The organism is Pseudomonas sp. NBRC 111138 (assembly GCF_001320835.1).
Classification (GTDB): domain Bacteria; phylum Pseudomonadota; class Gammaproteobacteria; order Pseudomonadales; family Pseudomonadaceae; genus Aquipseudomonas; species Aquipseudomonas paracarnis.
Genome location: NZ_BCBO01000052.1, coordinates 22,886 through 44,186 on the forward strand (window position 1 = coordinate 22,886; position 21,301 = coordinate 44,186).

A 21,301-nucleotide genomic window follows, 5' to 3' on the forward strand; every position below is an offset into this window, starting at 1 on the left:
CCTGCTAAGCCTCGCGTTTGAGTTTCAGATGCCGCGCATACCATGGCCGTTGCGGCACACGTTTGAACAGCCCCTTGAGCAGCTCTTCATCGGCACCGAAGGTAATGCGCAGGGCCAGCTTCATGATCTCCGGGTCCATTTCCATCGAGCGCCCCTGTTGCAGCCCCGGCGTGGTGCTGCAGCCGTGGGTGTCCGGGCCCAGCCACGGGTCACCTATTTCCACCCAGCGACCTGGCGCAAACCAGGCTACGCCGTTGACTTCCAGTCGGCTCACCTCGCCTGGGTTGAAGCGCTCGTGGGCACGAAACCAGTCTTCGATGCGGTCATCGATCCAGCCGTGGAAATGCCAGAACACCGGGTTCACATGGGATGAAAACGGGTCGCCCAGAAAGTCGTTCTCCGGCGCATACCAACGTGCGGCAAAGTCCGCGGGGTCACGGGCGAAGGGGACCGGGGCGCCGTTGGACGGGTCGCGGGGCACCGAGGCCCAGCGCATATGCAGCCAATCGTGCAGGCCCAGCTCCATTTCCGAGCCCAGTTGGCCCAGGGTCAACTGGGCCAGGTAGCGCGGGTCGCGGTATTGGGATTCCCACACCTGGAAGTTGCTGTGGTAGGTCTCGGCCGCCTTGATATCGCTGACCCACTGGGTGTAGTCGGCGTCATCTGGCGCTGACCAACAGGGCGGCAGTGCGAAACCGTCGTGGTTGTCGAAGTAGCGCACGAAGCCCAGGCGATCCCGCTCCAACGGCGGTTGCGGCTCGGGGAATTGCGGCCAGGAGGGCAAGTCCTGCATGGAACGTGCGGTGCCGAGCATGTGGCGGTGCATGAAGAAGAAGTCGATGCCCGAACCATTACGGTCCTTGCGCTTGCCGCGGGCGTCGCGTTCCTGACCACGGGGCCCCGGTTGCCAGCCGATGCCGCGCAGGGCCTCGCGTTTTTCTTCGGAGAGCTTGTGCCATTGGTCGCGGGTGGCGTGCCACAGTTGGTGAAACAGGCGGTGCTCGGGAGAAATCAGCCAGGCCAGCAAGGTCGGGTTGAGGCCGATGCGCTGGCGGGCTTCGGGGAACAGTTGTTTGTGGGCGATAAAACGGTTGTCGCGTTCGGTCAGCGCCAGGCGCCGCTCAAGGTCGAGGATGTGCCCGCTGAGGGTGGCGCTGCCGGCATTGCCGAAATCGGCCCAGACTTCATCCAGGGTCATCTTGAATTCATAGGCCGGCACGCCGCCGGCTGAATCGCGGTCGATCAAGCGCCAATAGAGCACGGCGCCCTCGCCCGTCAGCACATCACCCAAGACCCGGTAGCGCGGCTCGCCTTCAGCGCGCAACTGCTCGGCGGTGTCCAGGTAACCGCGCAGGCCACGCCCACGGGGAGCGATGTCCAGCAGCAACTCCAGGCCATGCAGCGGCAGGCCCGCAAGGCCAGCATCGCGGCCTTCCAGGCGCAGGCTCCAGACGCCCCGCAGGGTGTTCGCCAGGTGCTGGCCCTGGGTGTCAGCGAGGTCGACCGTGGCTTCGCCGGGGGTGATGGGAAACTCTTCTTCCCGTGTCAACTCGCGATGGGCATAAAAGGCCGCGGGCACGGCTGCACCGGTCAGCGCCAGGCCTGCGATGAACCCACGTCGAGAGATTGTCATTGGCTACCTTAGGAAACGGCTTGATCAGAGCTAGAACGTTTGCAACCCGATGAAATTTACCGCCCCGCCCCCGCCACCTAAATTTCCCCCGTCATCGCTCGTTCTTCCCTGATAGCAAAGGCCTCAACTGACTGAGATGGCAATGACAAAATCACGTTCGAAAAAGGCGCTGTATATTGGCCTGCCGCTGGCCCTGGCTATCGGCGCCGGGGCTGGTTTCCTGGTCTGGGATCAGTGGTTCAAGGGCAACGCCGGCTACCCGCTGGAGGTGATCAAACAGGCCAATGAAATGCAGGACCGCCTGTTGTCGTTCGACAGCCACATCACCCTGCCCCTGGATTTCGGCACGGCGGGCAACGAGGCCGACAAGGATGGCAGCGGCCAGTTCGACCTGGCCAAGGCCGCCCGCGGCCGATTGTCGGGCGCCGCGCTGACGATCTTCGGCTGGCCGGAAATCTGGAACGGCGCCAACGCCCCGCACAAGCCCACCGACGGTTTTGTCGAAGAGGCCCGGCACGAGCAGGAAGTGCGCTACAAGATCATCTCCGGCATGGTGCGTGACTTTCCCAACCAGGTGGGCATTGCCTACACACCGGACGATATGCGCCGCCTGCACGGCGAAGGCAAGTTCGCGATCTTTATCAGCATGCTCAACGCCTACCCCCTGGGCAATGACCTGAACCAGCTGGACTTGTGGGCCGCACGCGGCATGCGCATGTTCGGGTTCAGCTACATCGGCAATAACGCCTGGTCCGACTCGTCGCGCCCGCTGCCGTTCTTCAATGACTCCACCGATGCCCTCGAGGGCCTGTCGCCTATCGGCCAGCAAGCGGTGCATCGCCTCAATGACCTGGGGGTGATCATCGACGTGTCGCAGATGTCGACCAAGGCCCTGGAGCAAGTCGCGCAGTTGAGCCACACGCCGATGGTGGCGTCCCACTCGGCGCCACGGGCATCGGTGGACATCCCGCGCAACCTCAGCGACAAGGAGCTGCAACTGATCAAGAACAGCGGCGGCGTGGTGCAAGTGGTGGGTTTCCCCGCCTACCTGCGCCCCTTGAGCCAGCCGACCCAGGACAAGCTCAATACCTTGCGCGCACGCTTCGACCTGCCGCCACTGCCCAACCTGGCCATGGCCCTGATGCCCGGCGATGCAATCATTGCCGCCTGGCCCGAGCAACGCTTCGGCCAATACGCCAGCGCGCTGTACGGCATTCTCGAGGAAGAACCCAAGGCCACCCTCAAGGACCTGGGCGACGCCATCGACTACACCGTGCGCAAGATCGGCATCGATCATGTCGGTATTGCCTCGGACTTCAACGACGGCGGCGGCCTCCAGGGCTGGGAGAACGTCGGCGAGGTGCGCAACGTCACTGCCGAACTGATCCAGCGCGGCTACTCCGAAGCCGATATCGCCAAGCTGTGGGGAGGCAACTTCCTGCGGGTGTGGGACCAGGTACAAAAAGCCGCCAAGCCATTGGCCAATCGCTAACCACCACGAAGTAAGTCCATGACCGACCGCCGTACATTTCTCAAGCAGGCCGGCGTCTTTGCCGCGAGCCTGCCGCTGGGCACCGCGTTGCTGCCTCAGGCAGTAGCCGCTGTTACGAACGACCCATGGACGGGATTGAAGCAACTGTTCAACCAAGACCCCAATTACCTGCACCTTTCCAACTTTCTGGTGACCTCGCACCCCAGGCCCGTGCGCGAGGCCATCGAACGCTACCGCCAACAGATCGACCGCAACCCTGGCCTGGCCATGGACTGGGACCTGCAGGAAACCTGGAAGCGTGAGGGCCAGGTACGCGAGTGGGCCGGCCGCTACCTGAACGCCACGCCAGCGCAGATCGCCCTCACCGGCAGCACGTCCGAAGGGCTGGCGATGATCTATGGCGGGATCAAGGTGCGCGCCGACCAGGAAATCCTGACCACGGTGCATGAGCATTACGCCACCGCGTTCAGCCTGGACTTCCGGGTACGCAAGGAGCACACCCAGGTTCGCAAGATACGCCTGTTCAAAAACCCCAATCAGGTCTCGGCCGATGAAGTGCTGGGCAACATCCAGCGCAACATTCGCCCCAACACCCGTGTACTGGGCATGACCTGGGTGCAATCCGGCAGCGGCGTAAAACTGCCCATCGGTGAGATCGGCAAGCTGGTGGACGAACACAACCGCAACCGCGACGAGCCGGACCGCCTGCTCTATATCGTCGATGGTGTGCACGGCTTCGGCGTGGAAGACCTCGACTTCCCCGCTATGCACTGCGACTTCTTCATCGCTGGCACTCACAAATGGATGTTCGGCCCGCGCGGCACCGGCCTGGTATGCGCCCGCGAGACCGAAAACAAATACGTCACACCGATGATTCCGACCTTCTCCGAAGACAAAAACTTCGCCACGACCATGACGCCCGGCGGCTACCACGCCTTCGAACATCGCTGGGCCGCCGACGAAGCCTTCAAGTTGCACCTGCAACTGGGCAAGGCGCCGGTGCAGGCACGTATCCATGCCCTCAACACCGAACTCAAGGACCAACTGCTGGCCCACCCGCAGATCGAACTGGTGACACCGCGCAGCCCCGACCTGTCAGCCGGATTCACTTTCTTTCGGGTCAAGGATCAGAACAGCGATGCCGTCGCGGCCTACCTGATGAAAAACCGCGTGGTGGTGGACGCGGTGGACCGTGACGTTGGCCCGGTGATTCGCACCTCGCCGGGCCTGCTTAACAACTCCGATGAGATCCAGCGCTTCATGACCCTGCTGAGCCAGCGGTTATGACCCCTTTTCCCTTTGAACGAGACGCCTCCATGATGCCATCCCGACTCAAACCGCTCACCGCATTGGCACTCACCGCCCTGTGCGGCGCCCTGCTGCCCGGCCTGGCCCAGGCCGCTGCCCCACAACCGGGCAAGGTCTTCAAAGACTGCAAGGACTGCCCGGAAATGGTGGTGCTTCCCGCCGGCACCTTCACCATGGGTACGCCGGACGACGAAGTGGGCCGCGAGCCTGACGAAGGCCCGATGCACGAGGTGACCTTCGCCAAGCCGTTCGCCATGAGCCGCTTCCATGTCACCGCCGGCGAATGGGACAGCTACGTGCGCCAGACCGGGGTCAAGATCGCCAATGGCGACGACCGCCCCGGCCGCGAATGCATCGCCAGCAAGCCGCGCTATCCCCAGGGGCCACGGCAGCCGGCGGTGTGCATGGACATGGACGACATCAAGCAGTACGTGAGCTGGCTGTCGAAGAAGACCGGGCACACGTACCAGATGGTCAGCGAAGCCCAACGCGAATACGCCGCCCGCGCCGGCACCACCGGCCCGTTCCCCTTCCCGTTCGACGAAGGCAAGGGCTACAGCATCGCCCAGCACGCCAACACCTACGGCCCGGCGGACGGCTACAGCTATTCGTCGCCCGTGGGCAGTTACCCCCCGAATGCCTTTGGCATGTATGACATGCACGGCAATGTGTATGAGCGGGTGGCTGATTGCGAGCATCCGAACTACGTCGGCGCGCCAACTGATGGCAGCGCCTGGGTGGAGCCCAACTGCGAGGCCTACCAGATCCGTGGTAATGACTGGGGCGAGGCGCCGGTGTTTTCACGCTCGGGCAATCGCAACAACATCTACCCGCAGACTCGCGGGGACTGGATCGGCTTTCGGGTCGTGCGCGAGCTCTAATACCTTGTAGGAGCGAGGGGGACGCCTAGTTCTTGCTCGCGAAAAACTCATAAACGCCGCGTGTACTCAGGAAGCACGCGTCATCGTTGACGTTTTTCGCGAGCAAGCTCGCTCCTACAGGGCTAGCGTCCGCAGGTTCAGCCTTGTTTGGCCAACAGCTCCAAGCCTTCATGCAGCGCCGGGAACAGGCTGTTGTTGAAGTTGTTCCAGCGCAACTCAAGGATGGTGTCTTCGGGCGAAATCTGGGTCTTGAGCACGTCGTGGAATACCTCTCCCGAGTCGATGCCGTTATCCACGTAGTGGAATGACGCACCGGTCCAATACAACGGCTCGCACGCCTGAGTCGCTTTGGTTGCCCAGTCGGTGATCGCCTGCCCACGTGCGCCGTACAGCGCATTCCAGGTGGCGTACGCCCCACGGCGCTCGTAAGGCGACTCGAGACGGGTGATGCCCGGATGAATGTTCATGATGCGCCGCGCAAACGTCGCACCCGGGCGCACCAGTTCGTCGAGGATCACCAGCAAACCATCCAGCACCACGATGTCAGCCTTCAACTCCACCAGGGTGTCATGCAGGCGACGCTCGAAATCCTGCTTGCCGGCGACATGTTCGGCGCTGCCTCGTGGCAGGCGACGATAGGTCGACGGCACGCTGAGCAGCAGGTCGTTGACCAACGTGCCCTGCACACGCAAGTCCGCCGGGTACAGCCACTGGCGACCCGGCTGGTAGGCGAAGCCGTAGTCCGCCACCAACTGCTGGTCCCGCGGGTTGTGCTCATCGTCGTCATACACCACGCCTACGAGGTTGTAAGCCTCGCCCAGCGACGTGTCGTTGAGCGAGCCCACCAGAAACTCCAGCACCGATTTCATATAGCGCTCGTGGTCTTTATAGGCCACCGGCTGCCCCGCCTTGTCGGCGGCGGCGTTTCTCAGGGACCAGACATACACCAGGTTCTTTTTCGTCATGTGTTTCGCTCTCGCTCAAAGGGCCACGCACGGCATTGATACACGTGCGCCTACAGAACAAGAACGAACCAGGCCCCGGGCAATTTATCGCTCACTGCCACCGTCCGGCACGCCGCGCTAAATAGTCACGCCACAGCTTCGTTTGTCATGGGTAAGGGTCTGTGTGCCCAGCCCCCTCTTTTCACTTTCCGGGAAGTATTTATGACCGACCCCAAGCGCGGCGCCTTCAAAGGTTTGCTCGCATTGCTCAGGCCCTTTCGCACCATCGTGACGGTCTCCGTCGCCCTTGGCATGGCGGGCGGCCTGGCCATTACCTTGCTGTTGGCGACGATTAACAATGCCCTGCATTCGGCGGGGGGGATGACTCAGGGTGTGGTGTTAACCTTCGCCGCGTTGTGCGTGGTGGCGCTGGTCAGCTCGATCATTTCCGACATCGGCACCAACTACGTCGGGCAACGGATCATTGCCGCCCTGCGCAAGGACCTGGGTGAAAAGGTGCTGTCAGCGCCCATCGGGCAGATCGAGCAATATCGCTCTCACCGCCTGATCCCGGTGCTGACCCACGACGTGGACACCATCAGCGACTTTTCCTTTGCCTTCACGCCCCTGGCCATCGCCGCCACCGTTACCCTGGGATGCCTGGGTTACCTGGCTTACCTGTCCGTGCCGATGTTCCTGATGATGGTGGTCGCAATCATCATCGGCAGCGCCGTGCAATTCATCGCGGGCGGCAAAGGCATCCAGGGCTTCGATCTGGCCCGTAGCCACGAAGATGAATTGCAGCGTTACTACAATGCGATTGCTTCGGGAGCCAAGGAACTGCGCATGCACCGTCCGCGGCGGTTTCGCATGAACACCCACCGCATCCAGGAAACCGCAGACCGCATCAGCGATATCCAGGTGCGTTCAGTCAACATCTATATCCTGGCCAAGACCTTTGGCTCGATGCTGTTCTTCGTGGTCATCGGCCTGGCCCTGGCGATGCAGGCCTACAACCCCAACCCCGACCCCACGGTGATTACCGGCTTCGTGCTGGTACTGCTGTATATGAAAGGCCCGTTGGAGCACCTGCTGGGTTACTTGCCCGTGGTTGGCAAGGCGAAGATTGCCTTCGGGCGCATCAGCGAACTGTCGGAACGTTTTTCTTCGCCCGAGCCCCACTTGTTGATGGACGACAGTGAAGCGCCGAAGCCTGTGGTCAACAGCCTTGAACTGCGCGGCGTCAGCTACAGCCCGCCAGCGGTTGAAGGCAGCCAACCGTTCCACCTGGGGCCGATCAACCTGAGCATCAAGCAAGGCGATATCGTGTTTGTCGTGGGCGAGAATGGTAGCGGCAAGACCACCCTGATCAAGCTGCTGCTGGGCCTGTATCCACCTCAGGCGGGTGAGATCCTGCTCAACGGTACAGCGGTGACCGACCCAGAGCGCGACGATTATCGCCAGTTGTTTACCACCGTGTTTTCCGACTATTACCTGTTCGATGACCTGGTACAAGGCAGCGCCACCCAGTCCCTGGACAGCGCCACCAAATACCTTGAGCGCCTGGAAATCGCGCACAAGGTCAGCGTCAAGGACGGCGTGTTCAGCACCACTGACCTGTCCACCGGCCAACGCAAGCGCCTGGCCCTGGTCAATGCCTGGCTGGAAGAGCGCCCGGTACTGGTGTTCGACGAGTGGGCCGCCGACCAGGACCCGGCCTTCCGCCGCATCTTCTACACCGAGCTGCTGCCGGACCTCAAACGCCTGGGCAAGACCATCATCGTGATCAGCCACGATGATCGTTATTTCGACATCGCCGATCATCTGGTGCGCCTGCGTGCCGGTCAGGTGGTGCATGAGATGGAGCCTGCATGAAGTACCGGAATAATTTTTTCCGGTTTTGCGAAGTAGGAACGTCTCACTAGTGGTAATGAGAACTAACCTCAATAAACACTTAGAATTGCCCACTTAAAACATAGAAGAGAAAGCATCCATGCCAGCACGACTCGGTCTCAGCCCCCTGAGCAAAGCGCTATCCATGCGCCGGGCCCTGAACATCAACCTCTTGCCCAGTGCCTTGGCGTTGGCTGTGTCGATGCCGATTGCAGGCTATGTGCAGGCCCAGGAGATCGAGTTGAATATTCCTGCGCAGTCGCTGGGGAGCGCACTGCAGGAATTTGGCCGCCAGACCAATGTGCAAGTGCTCTACAGCCCGGGCGATGTGCAGGGCAAGAACAGCCCCGCCGTCAAGGGCAAGATGCAGCCGCAGCAGGCCATAGCTGCATTGCTGGCCGGTAGCCAGACTACCTATAACCTCAATGGCAATACCTTGACCGTCACTGCTGCTGGCAGCGGTGGCGGGCTGGAGCTGAGCCCGACGCAAGTGACTGGCAACATGCTGGGTAACGTCACCGAGAATACCGGCTCCTATACGCCAGGCTCGATTGCCACCGCAACGCGCCTGGTCCTGACGCCCAAGGAAACCCCGCAATCGGTGACCGTGGTCACGCGTCAGCACATGGACGACTTTGGTCTGAACAGTGTCGACGACGTGATGCGCCACACGCCGGGCATTACCGTTTCAGCCTTCGATACTGAGCGCAGCAACTACTACGCTCGTGGTTTCTCTATCAACAACTTCCAATATGACGGGATCCCTTCCACCGCGCGCAACGTGGCTTACTCGGCGGGGAACACGCTGAGCGACATGGCGATCTACGACCGTGTTGAAGTACTCAAGGGCGCGACTGGCCTGCTGACCGGTGCTGGTTCACTGGGGGCCACCATCAACCTGGTACGCAAAAAGCCGACCTCTGAGTTCCAAGGTCATGCCACGCTGGGTGCCGGTTCGTGGGACAACTACCGCAGCGAGTTGGATGTGAGTGGCCCGCTGACCGAGACCGGCAATATCCGTGGCCGGGCCGTCGCCGCCTATCAGGACAAACACTCGTTCATGGACCGCTACGAGCGCAAAAGCCCGACTTACTACGGCATCATGGAGTTCGACCTGTCTCCCGATACCCTGCTGACAGTCGGCGGCGATTATCAGGACAGCCTGCCGAAAGGCTCATCCTGGTCGGGCAGTTTCCCATTGATCGACGCCCAGGGTAATCGCAACGACGTCAAGCGCTCGTTCAACAACGCGGCCGACTGGAGCAGTTGGGAGCAATACACCCGCACCGTCTTCGCCATGTTGGAGCACGACCTGGGGGATGGCTGGATAACCAAACTGCAACTGGATCACAAGATCAACGGCTACCACGCACTCATGGGTTCCATTCAGGGTGACACCCCGGGATTGGATGGTAAGTCACAGCTGACTTCGGGCAAATACACCGGTGAAACCGTCAGTGACTCCGCCGATCTGTATGTGAGCGGCCCCTTCAGCCTGGGAGGCAGGGAGCATGAACTGGTATTCGGCGGTTCCATCAGCGCTTCGGAATGGAATGGCAATGGTTACTGGAACCTCGCCCCCAACCTGGTGGACTTCAATAACTGGCACGGCAACGCACCGCAACCTGATTGGGGCAAACCACAATCGAAAATCGACGACACCGTCCGCCAGACCGGCATGTACATGACAACACGGCTGAACCTTGCTGACGACCTGAAGCTGCTGCTCGGTGGCCGGGTAGTCAACTACACGGTGACCGGCTACAACCCTACCTATCGCGAGTCAGGACGCTTCGTACCTTATGTCGGTGCGGTGTACGACCTGAATGACACCTACTCGGTTTACGCCAGCTACACCGATATTTTCATGCCCCAGGAAAGCTATAACCGCGACAGGGACAACAAGCTGCTTGAGCCGGACGAAGGCCAGAATTGGGAGTTGGGTGTAAAGGCCGACTTCCTGGATGGTCGTGTAAACGCCAGTGCGGCCTACTTCGAGATCCATGAAGACAACCGTTCCGTTTCGGACGATGACTACAACAACTTGAAACCTACCCCCTCGAACTACGCGTTCAAAGGCACCCAGGCCGTGACGAAGGGGTACGAGCTGGAGATGTCCGGCGAACTGGCTCCGGGCTGGCAGCTCCAGGCTGGCTATACGCACAAGATTGTGCGTGACGACAAAGACGTCAAGATTTCCACTTTCGAACCCGAAGACCAGGTCAGCCTGTACACCACTTACAAGCTCAAGGGTAATCTTGACAAGTTGACCGTTGGCGGTGGCGCTCGCTGGCAGAGCGTTGGCTGGCAGAATATCTATAACTCTCCCCGTGGTGGCTACGAGGAGTTCTCTCAAGAAGCGTACTGGTTGGTGGACCTGATGACCCGTTATCAATTCACTAAAAACGTGTCGGCGACGCTGAACATCAACAACGTTTTCGACAAGTCTTATTACACCAACATCGGCTTCTACAATTCTGCCGCTTATGGTGAACCCCGTAACTTCATGCTCAGCACTCGCTGGGACTTCTAAAGCAGGATCAGACGCCCCGAGGCAATGACTGCCCGGGGCGTTTTGTTTGTCCGAATACTATAGAGAGGGCCATAAAAAAGCCCCCAGTCGCTCAAGGTGACTGGGGGCTTTTCATATTGGCCTCTGGTCAGCTCATCGCGGCAGCGAAGCTATGGACGAACTCTGCGTTATCGATTAATCGGTCATGGCTGGTCTCGATCAACACTGAGCGCTCGATCGTTGATTGCACTGCAACTTCCAGCATGCTCGCCTCAATCAATTGATGATGTACCCCAGTACGACTCAAGGTCGCCCACCAGCAACTTATCGGTGCCTTGATCGCCTTGAAGTCGGCCTCGTGCAGGCGCTGCCCGAGAATGCGGTCAACCTCCCAGGAGATCTGCGCTTCGTGGCCACTGAGCAACTCATCCTTGAGCTCGCCAAAACGCGAGCCCAGGGTTTCCTCGGCCCAGTGGCTGAATGCAGTCCATTGCTCGCCTTCTGCAGCCTCGAAGCATTGCAGCTCGGACCAGTGGGCATGAATCTGCTGGGAGAACTCAGGGAACATCACCTCCAACAGTTCCACACGCCGTTCATTGGCAGAAATATCTCTTTCGTCAACCATCACCGCCGTATCCCAAAACGGCTTGACCCACTGCGGCGGGGATGCGTCGATCCAGCCAACACACTCGACCTGTCGGCCCGCCTGCTCCAGGCCATAGGCGACTTCCATCGCCAGGTTGCCCCCCAGCGACCAACCGGCCAAACGGAACGGACCCTCGGGCTGAGCCTTCAACAATTGCGTCGTGTAGTCCTCGACCATTGCAGCCCAGGCTGGCACCTCGCTGCCCTCCTCGGCCAAGGCGCGACACATCACCCCCATCACCGGCCTGTGCTCACGCAACGCAAGGGCAATCGCCTTGTAACAATGCACCGAGCCATAGCTGGGATGGAACAGGTACAACGGTGTTCCACGGCTTTGACTGTTGAGCCTCACGATCAACGAACTGCCAGCGCTTCCCTCAAGGCAAGCCGCCTGCCCTGCGACGCTCGGATTGAGCATCAACTGACTCACCGACAGCTCCACGCCAACAGCTTTGCGGATGCGCTCCTTGAGCATCAGGACCAGCAACGAATGCCCGCCCAACTCGAAGAAGTTATCTTCGACACTCACCTGCTCAAGCTCCAGGACTTCGCGCCAAATGGCTACAAGTGTTTGCTCCAGCGTATTGCGCGCTGCGACGAAGTGCCGTTCGTGCAAGTTTGAATCCGGCGCAGGCAAAGCCTTGCGATCCAGTTTGCCGTTGGGGCTCAGTGGCATATGGTCCAGCAGTACCCACTGCGCAGGCACCATGTAGTCCGGCACATGTGCCAATAAATGAGTGCTCAGTACATCACGCCAGGCGAGTGTCGAATCCTGCAGCACCAGATAGCCAACGAGAAACTTGCCTCCATGCACTTGCACCGAGGCTTCGCGCACCAGTGGATGCTCCAGCAAGCGCGCCTCGATCTCACCCAGCTCTATGCGCAAACCGCGTAGTTTTACTTGATGATCCAGGCGCCCGATGTATTCGATCACGCCATCCCTGCGCTGTCGCACGCGGTCGCCGGTACGATACAACCGCGTGCCAGGCTGGAACGGGCACGGTACAAACCGCTCTGCGGTCAGGCTGGGACGTCGATGGTAACTGCGTGCCAGCCCGACGCCCCCCAGGTACAACTCGCCCGCAACGCCCACCGCGACTGGCTGCAACTGCGCATCCAGCACGTAAGTGCGCAGATTGGAAATGGGTCTGCCAATCGGCACGCTGTCACGATGCTCATCGACGCACGTCCAGTGAGTCACATCAATCGCAGCCTCGGTCGGTCCATACAGGTTGAACAAGCCTGTATTCGGCAGCTCGGCGAATACGTGTTGCTGCACCCCCACCGGCAAGGCTTCGCCACTACAGATGATACGGCGCAACCCCTGACAGCTGGCCACCTGTGAATCCTGCAGGAATGCGTGCAGCATGGAAGGCACGAAATGCAGGGTGGTCACTTGGTGCCGATTGATCAACCCCACCAACTTCGATGGATCCCGATGATCTCCAGGGGCCGCTACCACCAGCCGTGCACCGGTCATCAAGGGCCAGAAAAACTCCCATACCGACACGTCAAAACTGAACGGTGTCTTTTGCAACACCGTATCTTCGGCGCCGAGCGTATAAGCCTGTTGCATCCATAGCAACCGATTGGTCAACGCACAGTGACGGTTACCCGCCCCTTTCGGCTGGCCGGTGGAACCGGAGGTGTAAATGACGTAAGCGAGATTTTCCGCGTCTACGGCCACATCAGGATCGGTATCGGCATACTCGCTCAACCAGTGATCGTCGGGCTCGACCACCAGACAGTGCGAGGGCGCGCTGACCGGTAAGGCTTGTAACAAATGCGCCTGCGTCAGCAGCAGCGGTACGTTGCTGTCTTGCAGCATGTAGGCCAGGCGTTCGCGCGGGTAGTCCGGGTCCAGCGGTACATAGGCGCCACCTGCCTTAAGCACAGCCAGAAGTGCTACCACCATTTCAATGGAGCGTTCCATCGCCACACCTACCAACACATCAGGCGCGACACCGGCCTGGATCAAGCGGTGCGCCAATCGATTGGCTCGTGCATTCAACTGCGTATAACTCAGTGTCTGAGCGCCAAACACCAAAGCCTGGGCATTCGGTGTGCGCCGCACTTGCACTTCGATCAGCCTCTGCACGCTGTCTTCCAACCGATAATCCTGCGCTGTGTCGTTCCACTGTTCGACTATCACCTGATGCTCAAGCGGTTCCAACAGCGGTAGCTGAGCGACACGTTGGTGAGGGTCATCCAACATGGCCTGCAACAGGTTCTGCCAATGGCGCGCCATGCGATTGGGCGTGGCGGCATCGAACAGGTCGGTCGCATAAGTCAGGGTTGCCCATAGCCCATCGACGGTTTCCTGTGTGTCCAGGCTCAAATCGAACTGCGCGGTTTGCGTGCCCCACTCCAAGCCTTCAATCCTCAGGTCGGGTAGTTGCTGGCTCGTACTGGCTAGACGCGCTTGACTCTGATGATTGAAAAGCACCTGAAACAACGGATTGCGGCTCAAGCTGCGTTCAGGTTGCAGGGCTTCGACCAATTGCTCGAACGGCAAGTCCTGATGGCTTTGGGCGTCCAACGCCCGGTGCTTGGCCTGCTGCAACAGCTGGGTGACCGTCAGCTGCGCATCGAAATCGCCCTTTAGCACTTGGGTGTTGACGAAAAAACCTACCAGGCGCTCGGTTTCGACCCGGTTACGATTCGCAATAGGCACACCCACGCGAATATCCTGCTGCCCGCTGTAGCGGTGCAGTAGAGCCTGGAACGACGCCAACAAAACAATGAACAGCGTGACATCCTCACGCTGCGCCAGGGCCTTGAGCCCCGCCACTAATGCCGGTGCAAGCTTGATCTCCAGGCTTGCACCACGAAAGCTCTGCACCGAAGGTCGCGGCCGATCAAGGGGTAGCTCCAACACTGACGGCTCACCGCCAAGCAGAGCCTGCCAGTAACCCATTTGCCGATCGCGTTCACCACCCGTCATCCAGTCACGCTGCCACTGGGCATAGTCAGCATATTGAATCGGCAATGCCGGCAGTTGCAGGTCCTGGCCCTGGCTGTAGGCGGCATAAAGTTGCACCAACTCATCCACCATCACCTGCATTGACCAGCCATCGGAAACGATATGGTGCTGCACGAGCACCAACACATGGTCGTCTTCGGCCAGGCGCAACAAGGTTACGCGCAGCAACGGCCCTTGCTGCAGATCGAAAGGTTGCGCGATCTCGGTCTCTACCCGACGCTGCAGGTCCGCCTCATTGACCTGCTCATGAAGGATGGCCACAGTGCCGTTTTCACGGATTATCTGGAAGGCCTGCCCTTCGTCCTGATGTACCTGCGTTCGCAGGCTTTCATGACGGGCTACCAGACTGTCGAAACTGCGTTGCAAAGCCGCATGATCCAGCCAGCCACGCAAGCGCAAGGTGCTGGGTACATGGTAGGCCGCACTGTGCGGATCCAATTGCCAGAGAAACCACTGGCGCTCCTGGGCATAAGACAGCGCCAACGGCTGTTGACGGCTGACCGGCAGGATCTGAAGCACACTTGCCTGTGATTCATGGGAGTTGCACAGGGTCTCGACAAACCCCTGCAGTCGCGGTTGCTCAAACATTGTTCTGAGGGGTACTTCCCGACCCAACAGTTGACGCAGGCGGGAAATTACCTGCATCGCCAATAATGAATGCCCCCCCGATTCAAAAAAGTGATCGGCCAGACCGACACGCTCCACGCCCAGGATCTGGGCCCAGATGGCCGCCACCTGTTGCTCCAACTCGCTCTCGGGCGCCACATACACCTGCTGCATCTGGCTCACATCCGGCAGCGGCAAGCCCTTGCGGTCGAGCTTGCCGTTGGGGGTCAGCGGCATACGCTCAAGGAACATCAAATGCGTCGGCACCATGTAGTCCGGCAAGCGGGTTTTCAAGGCGCGCCGCAAGGTTTCGCGACCGTTTGATTGAGCGACAGCATCATCCAGGAGCGTCGGGTCCAGTGGTACGACATAGGCCACCAGTTGTTTGCCGGTCGGCCCCTCCTGAGCCACCACCACGGTTTCACCGACACTGGCTTGCTCACGCAAGCGCGCTTCGATTTCCCCCAGTTCGATACGGAAACCGCGGATCTTCACCTGATGGTCGACACGGCCCAGGTAATCCACTACGCCATCCGGACGCCCGCGGGTCAGGTCGCCGCTGCGATACACGCGACTGCCGGGCTTGCCGAACGGGTCCGGCACGAAACGCTCGGCAGTCAGTGCCGGGCGCTCCAGATAACCCCGGGCCACGCCCTCGCCGCCCAGGTACAACTCGCCGGCCACGCCGATAGGTTGCAGGTTCAGCTGCGCGTCCAATACATAACCGCTGCGGTTACCCAACAAGGTGCCGATGGGCGCGTAGACGGCTCCGCAAGGGTCGCCCTTGCGTGCCTTCCACAGCAGCGGCGTGACCACGGTTTCGGTCGGGCCGTAGCCGTTGAACAGGTATTTGGGTTTCAGCGCGCGCCACGCCAGGTCATAGCTGGCTTGAGCAACGGCATCACCACCGAAGCAGTACACCCGCACTGCCGGCGGGTTGCCGTCGCGCTCGGCATGTTCGGCCAACTGTTGCAGGTACACCGGTGGGAACACCGCCATGGTCACGTTGTGGCGATGCATTTGCTCATAGGTGTATTCCGGCAGCCACAGGCTGTCATCACGGATCAACACGCTGGCGCCGTTGATCAGCGGGTGCATCCAGCCTTCGTGGGAACCGTCGAAGGCGAAGGACATGAAGTGCAGTTCGCAATCGGCCGGTGAGGTCTCATAACGCTCGCCAGTGGCGATGATATGCGCCACCAACGGCCCATGAGCCACCGCCACGCCCTTGGGCAAACCGGTGGAGCCGGAGGTGTAGATCACGTAGGCAAGGTTGTCGCCGTCCAGAGCCACAGTCGGGGCCGTATCGCTGTAATCCGACCAGGCTTGCACCTGATCCACCGCCAAGGCGTCGAGGCCGTCCGGGATCGGCAACCGGTGTTGCACGGCCGAATGGGTCAACAGCAATTTCGAACGGCTGTCTTGCATCATGTACAGCAGGCGATCACGCGGGTATTCGATATCCAGCGGCACATACACACCGCCGGCTTTCATCACCGCCAGGAACGCCACCATGATTTCGGCACTGCGCGGCATGGCGATGGCCACCCGTACTTCCGGGCCGACCCCACGGGCGATCAGGGCATGGGCCAGGCGGTTGGCCTGGCGATCCAGTTCGCCGTAGCTCAGGGTTTGCGCGTCGAACTTCACCGCCACCGCAGTCGGGTTTGCCCGGGCGCGATCGGCAAACAGTTGATGCACCAGGCGCTCGGCCGAAAAGCCAGACTCCGTGCGGTTCCACAGTTGCAGGATCTGTTGTTGTTCGGTCGCGTCCAGCAAGCTTAACTGGCTGAGCTGCTGCCGTGGGTTGGCGACCATACCTTGCAGCAGGTTCTGCCAGTGACGCGCCATGCGTTGCACGGTGCTGGCTTCGAACAGGTCCTGGGCATAACCCAAGGTGGCCCATATACCTTCGGTGGACTCCTGAATATCCAGGTCCAGGTCGAAATGTGCGGTCTTGCTGTCCCAGTCCAGCCCTTCTACCCGCAGCCCTGGCAATTGGTGCTGAACCTGAGCCTGGCCGACGTCAGTCTGATGATTGAACATGACCTGGAACAGCGGGTTGTGGCTCAGGCTACGCTCAGGTTGCAGGGCTTCCACCAGTTGTTCGAACGGCAAATCCTGGTGGGCCTGGGCTTGCAGGGCGCGTTGCCGAACGTGCTGCAGCAACTGCTCGACACTCATCTGCCCATGCACATCCGCCTTGAGCACCTGGGTGTTGACGAAGAAACCAATCAAGCGCTCGGTCTCGCTGCGATTGCGGTTGGCAATCGGCACGCCGACACGTATTTCTTCCTGGCCGCTGTAGCGGTGCAACAAGGTCTGGAACGATGCCAGCAGCAACATGAACAGGGTCACGCCCTGCTGGTGGGCCAAAGCCTTGAGCCCCTGGGTGAGTTCGGGCGCCAGCTCGAACGCCAGGCGCGCGCCGCGGTGGCTCTGCACAGCCGGGCGCTGGTGATCGAACGGTAACTCCAGCACGCTCTGCTCACCGCCCAACAGTTCACGCCAGTAGGCCAGTTGACGTTGCTTCTCACCGGCGTCCATCCAGCTGCGCTGCCATACGGCGTAGTCGGCATACTGGATCGGCAGCGCCGGCAACTGCACGTCCTGGCCTTGGCTGTAACCGGCATACAACTGCACCAGTTCCTCGACCACCAACTGCATCGACCAACCATCGGAGACGATGTGATGCTGCACCAACACCAACACATGCTCGTCGGCGGCCAGGCGCAACAGCGTGACGCGCAGCAACGGGCCTTGTTGCAGGTCGAACGGATGGGCGATCAGCGCTTGCACCCTGGCTTTGAGCTGGGCGTCATCGACATCAGCCTGGGTGATCGGCAAGGACATTGGCGGCTCAATCACTTGCACCGCGCCGTCGTGATCCTGGCGGATATGGGTGCGCAGGCTTTCATGACGCGCCAGTAAGCTATCGAAACTGCGTTGCAACGCAGCCAGGTCCAATTGCCCTTTCAGGCGCAGCGCGCTGGGAATGTGATACGCCGCGCTGTGGGGTTCCAGTTGCCAGAGAAACCATTGTCGCTCCTGGGCGTAAGACAGTGGCAACGGCTGGACACGCCCGGCTGGCAGTAGGGCCGGCGCCGTTGGCAATGTGCTCTCCTGGGTTTGCAAGGCCGCGACAAACGCCTCCAGCCGCGGGTGTTCGAACACGGCTTTGAGCGGCACTTCCAGGCTCAGGGTCTGGCGGATGCGTGACACCACCTGCATTGCCAACAGGGAATGCCCTCCCAGTTCGAAGAAGTGCTGGTTCAAGCCCACCCGTTCGGCCCCCAGAATAGCCGCCCAGATCGCCGCCACCTGTTGTTGCAACGGGGTGACCGGCGCTCGCCAATCCTGTTGTTCCACGCTGGCATCTGGCTTGGGCAGCGCCTGGCGATCCAGCTTGCCGTTGGGGTTGAGCGGCATGCGGTCGAGGAAGATCAGGTGCGCCGGCACCATGTAGTCCGGCAGGTGGTCGCGCAAGGTGGCCATCAGCTGTTCGCTCACCTCGGCGCGCTCGGTTTCAGACAGCGTCTGCGCAGGCACCAGGTAGGCCAGCAGTTGGTTGTCGGCAGCCAGCAACAGCGCTTCACGCACGCTGTCCTGGGCCAGCAGCACGGTTTCGATCTCACCCAGTTCTATGCGAAAGCCACGGACCTTGACCTGGTGATCGACCCGCCCGACATATTCCACCACACCATCGGCGCGATAACGCGCCAGGTCGCCGGTGCGGTACAGGCGCTCGCCGGATGGGCTGAACGGATCAGCGACAAAGCGCTCGGCGGTCAGGCCTGGCCGTTGCAAATACGCACGGGCCAAGCCATTGGCGCTGGCGATATAGAGTTCACCCACGGCGCCCAGCGGTAGCAGGTTCAGGTCACGGTCCAGCACATACAGGCCACGCCCTGGCAGCGCCCGGCCAATGGGGCTGGCACCGCCGGCGCCGACGGCGCTCGGGTCAGTGCAGTCCAGCACGCTGGAAACCACGGTGGCCTCGGTAGGCCCGTAGGTATTGAGCAAGCGCACATGGCCGAGCCCGGCGCGCTGCCACAATAGTGGGCCGTCCAACGGCATGGCTTCGCCGCCGATATGGATCTGGCGCAAAGCACCATAGGTCCTTGGGCCTGCTGCCAGGCAATCTTGCAGGAACAGCTTCCAGTAGGCCGTGGGCAAGTCGGCCAGGGTAATGCCCTGGGCGATGATCTGCCGATACAGCTCGGCACCGTCCCATAACTGCGGGCCACGCAGTACCACGGTGGCGCCGAGGGTCAGGGCTGGATATAGCTGCTCGACGAAACCGTCGAAGTTCAAGGTGGCAAACTGCAGCACTCGGTCCTGGGCAACCAGTTGCGAGTAATCCGCCGCGATGCCAGCAAACTCACTCAGTGCAGCCTGGCTGATGGCAACCCCCTTGGGCTTGCCTGTGGAGCCGGAGGTGTAGATCACATACGCCAGGCTCTGGGGCTCGACATCAACCGGTAAATTACTGTCGGCACACAACGCCAACTGCGCCTGGACCCGGTCGATGTCCACTGCCAGCACCCGGGCCGGCAACGGCAGACGCCCATGCAGGTGGGATTGGGTCAACACCAGGCCCACACCACTGTCCTCAAGCATATGCGCCAGGCGTTCGCGGGGGTACTCAGGGTCCAGCGGCACATAGGCCGCTCCTGTCTTGAGCACCGCGAGCAAGCTGACCACCATGGCAAAAGAGCGCTCCACGGCGATCCCCACCAGCCCTTGGGGGCCGACGCCCTGGGCCAGCAGGTAATGCGCCAGGCGGTTGGCCTGACGGTTCAGCTCTCCATAGCTGAGGGCCTGCTCATCCAGGGCCAGGGCCTGACGTTCCGGCTGCTGATCAGCCTGGGCTTCAAACAGCCGGTGTACAGCCTCAACGGGGGTGACACCCGCCGGGGTGTTCCAGTCCTGGAGCATCCTGTGTTGCTCAGCGGCGCTCGCCATCGGCAGTTCACAGAGGCGGCTGCGGGGTGCACTCACCACCGCCTGCAGCAGGTGCTGCCAATGTTGCGCCAAGCGCTCGATGGTGGCGGCATCGAACAGGTCGGTGGCGTAGGTCAGCGCGGCCCAAAGCCCGTCGGCGGATTCATGGGTGTCCAGGCTCAGGTCAAAATGGGTGGTCTGGCTGTCCCAGTCCAGTTCCACCACACGCAGGCCCGGCAACTGTTGGCCTTCGCGGCCGCCCTGGGCCTCGGTCTGGTGGTTGAACATCACCTGGAACAACGGGTTATGGCTCAAGCTGCGTTCAGGCTGCAATGCCACCACCAGTTGCTCGAACGGCAGGTCCTGATGAGCCTGGGCCTCGAGGGCGCGGCGTTTGGTTTGTTGCAGCAGCTCGGCAAAGCTCATCTGCCCGTCAAGGTCAGCCTTGAGTACCTGGGTGTTGACAAAGAAGCCGATCAGCCGCTCGGTTTCGACGCGGTTTCGGTTGGCGTTCGGCACGCCAATGCGGATATCCGACTGCCCGCTGTAGCGATACAACAGGGCTTGGAACGACGCCAGCAGCAGCATGAACGCGGTCACACCCTCTTGCTGCGCCAGGCGCTTGAGCCCCGCCACCAGCGTCGGTTGCAGATGCACCTGCAGGCTTGCACCGCGATGGCTTTGCTGCGCCGGGCGCGGACGGTCCAGCGGCAATTCCAGCACCGGTTGCTCGCCGCCCAGCAGGGCCTGCCAATACGCGAGTTGGCGCGCCTGTTCCCCGGCTTCCATCCAGCCGCGTTGCCACAGCGCGTAGTCGGCGTACTGGATCGGCAGTTCCGGGAGTTGCAGGTCATGGCCCTGGCTATGGGCGGCGTAGAGCTGCACCAGTTCCTCCACCATCACCTGCATCGACCAGCCATCGGAGACGATGTGGTGCTGCACCATCACCAGCACATGCTCATCCTCGGCCAGTTGCAACAGCGTCACACGCAACAACGGCGCCTGGTGCAAATCGAACGGCCGCGCCACCTCCTCTTCCACCCGCGCCATCAACTGCGCTTGGTCGACATGCGCCTGCTGGATCTGCACCCGCGCCTGCGGCATCACTGCCTGCCACAGACGTTCATCGTCCTCGACCAATTGCGTGCGCAAGCTTTCATGCCGGGCCAGCAGGCTGTCGAAACTGCGTTGTAACGCTGCCAGGTCCAAGTGCCCGTGCAAACGCAGGGCGCCAGGGATGTGGTAGGCGGTGCTGTCCTTGTCCAGTTGCCAGAGGAACCACTGGCGTTCCTGGGCGTAAGACAACGTCGGTGTGTCGCTGTCGTGGCGGGTGGGAGCAATCGGCAGTTGAGCGAAACTCATGCCCCGGCTTTGCAGGCGCTGGTAAAACTGCTGGCGCTGCTCCAGAGGCAAGCGAAGAAAGCGCGACACCAGGTCGATATTAGGGTTGGAAAGCATGG

At 61.1% G+C, this 21,301-nt stretch carries 8 protein-coding genes; 5 read left to right on the plus strand and 3 right to left on the minus strand.

Going from position 1 to position 21,301, the window contains the following annotated elements; genetic code table 11:
• Positions 1–4 precede the first annotated feature (4 nt).
• On the minus strand, positions 5–1,633 hold the full coding sequence (locus APH41_RS09525) for a hypothetical protein (protein ID WP_054918641.1): 1,629 nt from the start codon (positions 1,631–1,633) through the stop codon (positions 5–7).
• 142 nt (positions 1,634–1,775) lie between these two features.
• Here APH41_RS09525 and pvdM point away from each other — a divergent pair, with 142 nt between their 5' ends.
• The 3 genes from pvdM to APH41_RS09540 are packed head-to-tail and all read left to right on the plus strand — an operon-like array spanning position 1,776 to position 5,314.
• Entirely contained in the window at positions 1,776–3,125 is a 1,350-nt protein-coding gene (gene pvdM / locus APH41_RS09530) for a pyoverdine-tailoring dipeptidase-like protein PvdM (RefSeq protein ID WP_054918643.1), read from the plus strand.
• Between the two features lie 18 nt (positions 3,126–3,143).
• Entirely contained in the window at positions 3,144–4,412 is a 1,269-nt protein-coding gene (locus tag APH41_RS09535; RefSeq protein WP_054918646.1) for an aminotransferase class V-fold PLP-dependent enzyme, read from the plus strand.
• A gap of 29 nt (positions 4,413–4,441) precedes the next feature.
• A complete protein-coding gene (locus APH41_RS09540) occupies positions 4,442–5,314 on the plus strand; it encodes a formylglycine-generating enzyme family protein (protein WP_034127738.1) in 873 nt (290 codons plus the stop codon).
• A gap of 137 nt (positions 5,315–5,451) precedes the next feature.
• Here the strand turns inward: APH41_RS09540 and APH41_RS09545 are convergent, their stop codons facing one another.
• Positions 5,452–6,279 (minus strand): formyltransferase family protein, encoded by an 828-nt coding sequence (locus APH41_RS09545; RefSeq protein WP_054897058.1) that lies wholly within the window; start codon positions 6,277–6,279, stop codon positions 5,452–5,454.
• Positions 6,280–6,480: 201 nt separating this feature from the next.
• Here APH41_RS09545 and APH41_RS09550 point away from each other — a divergent pair, with 201 nt between their 5' ends.
• Positions 6,481–8,133, plus strand: coding sequence for a cyclic peptide export ABC transporter (locus tag APH41_RS09550; RefSeq protein ID WP_034127740.1), 1,653 nt, complete (start codon positions 6,481–6,483; stop codon positions 8,131–8,133).
• Positions 8,134–8,251: 118 nt separating this feature from the next.
• Entirely contained in the window at positions 8,252–10,684 is a 2,433-nt protein-coding gene (locus APH41_RS09555; RefSeq protein WP_216360142.1) for a TonB-dependent siderophore receptor, read from the plus strand.
• Positions 10,685–10,811: 127 nt separating this feature from the next.
• On the opposite strand, the gene APH41_RS09560 is transcribed toward APH41_RS09555, so the two are convergent.
• Positions 10,812–21,299, minus strand: a complete 10,488-nt coding sequence (locus APH41_RS09560) for a non-ribosomal peptide synthetase (RefSeq protein WP_054918650.1) — start codon at positions 21,297–21,299, stop codon at positions 10,812–10,814.
• Positions 21,300–21,301 lie beyond the last annotated feature (2 nt).

Excerpts from the sequence above, each read along its gene's own strand:
- APH41_RS09525 (WP_054918641.1), bottom strand. The coding sequence starts at position 1,633 with ATGACAATCTCTCGACGTGGGTTCATCGCAGGCCTGGCGCTGACCGGT.
- APH41_RS09535 (WP_054918646.1), top strand. The coding sequence starts at position 3,144 with ATGACCGACCGCCGTACATTTCTCAAGCAGGCCGGCGTCTTTGCCGCG.
- APH41_RS09540 (WP_034127738.1), top strand. The coding sequence starts at position 4,442 with ATGATGCCATCCCGACTCAAACCGCTCACCGCATTGGCACTCACCGCC.
- APH41_RS09560 (WP_054918650.1), bottom strand. The coding sequence starts at position 21,299 with ATGCTTTCCAACCCTAATATCGACCTGGTGTCGCGCTTTCTTCGCTTG.
- APH41_RS09545 (WP_054897058.1), bottom strand. The coding sequence starts at position 6,279 with ATGACGAAAAAGAACCTGGTGTATGTCTGGTCCCTGAGAAACGCCGCC.
- pvdM (WP_054918643.1), top strand. The coding sequence starts at position 1,776 with ATGACAAAATCACGTTCGAAAAAGGCGCTGTATATTGGCCTGCCGCTG.
- APH41_RS09550 (WP_034127740.1), top strand. The coding sequence starts at position 6,481 with ATGACCGACCCCAAGCGCGGCGCCTTCAAAGGTTTGCTCGCATTGCTC.
- APH41_RS09555 (WP_216360142.1), top strand. The coding sequence starts at position 8,252 with ATGCCAGCACGACTCGGTCTCAGCCCCCTGAGCAAAGCGCTATCCATG.